This window comes from Methylophaga sp. UBA1464 (genome assembly GCF_002325665.1).
Classification (GTDB): Bacteria; Pseudomonadota; Gammaproteobacteria; order Nitrosococcales; family Methylophagaceae; genus Methylophaga.
The window spans coordinates 16,176-17,083 of sequence record NZ_DCSO01000012.1 but is presented as its reverse complement, the minus strand read 5'-3'; the positions used below and the strand labels follow the sequence as shown (position 1 = coordinate 17,083).

The 908-nt window shown below is 43.6% G+C and carries 2 protein-coding genes; one reads left to right on the top strand and one right to left on the bottom strand.

All coding sequences use genetic code 11. The features are described 5' to 3' along the window. The coding region (hxlA, locus tag B3O33_RS01065; RefSeq protein ID WP_292362757.1) for a 3-hexulose-6-phosphate synthase at positions 1 to 620 on the bottom strand (620 nt) is incomplete at its 3' end. Between the two features lie 83 nt (positions 621 to 703). Between hxlA and B3O33_RS01060 the strand changes: the two genes are divergently transcribed. Next, a partial coding sequence (locus B3O33_RS01060) for a hypothetical protein (RefSeq protein WP_292362756.1) occupies positions 704 to 908 on the top strand: 205 nt, incomplete at its 3' end.

Genomic DNA, 908 nt, shown 5'->3' with positions numbered 1-908 from the left:
CGCAGTTCTTTAGCAGATTCTGCTGGAGATGGTGCACCGTAGATTGCAGCACCAACGACAACAATTGTTGCGCCAGCTTGAATTGTTTTCTGGATGGTGTCTTTGTTCAGACCACCAGCAACAGAAATGCGTACACCCAGATTCAATGAAGCGATTGCTTGCAGATCAGCAAATGGTGTTTGACCAGCTGCCTGTGCATCCAAACCAGTGTGAACACCGATGATTTGCGCACCGTTTTTAGCGGCTTCAGTTGCAACAGCTTTTTTGTCTTTAACGCTGATCAAGTCAATTTGAGCTTCTGCATTGTTAGCATTGGCTGCTTTGATAACGCCGCCCATAGTTGCTTTGTCAGATACGCCCAGAACAGTACAAATATCAGCACCCGCTTCATAGAAAGGTGTTGATTCATATTCACCAGCATCCATAGTTTTCAGGTCAACCAGGATCAGGTTGTTAGGGAATTTGGTTTTCAGGGCAGTGACGATTTCCAAGCCATTATACTTAATGCAAGGTGTACCGACTTCCAGGATATCGACATAAGGGGCAACTTGTTCTGCCAATGCGAGAGTTTGATCGAAGTCCAGAGAATCCAGAGCCATTTGGATAAGTGCTTTTGCCATGCTGACATGCTCCTAATAATTGATTTAGTTTGTAGTTATACGTTGAAAATACGCTCGCAGACTATAAAGCACAACGTTCATTTATGTCAATTTTTCCGGCTTTTACACGATTTTCGCGATCATTCATTACTGGACAGTCTATTTTGTTCTATGCGACGCTTTTTGCCGGTTCAGTTAACTTAACATTATTTAATAAGCAGGTAATCATGCAGACAATCAACAACCTGAGTGGATTCATCATCGATATGGATGGTGTGTTATGGCATGGCAATATGCCGCTGCCGGGGC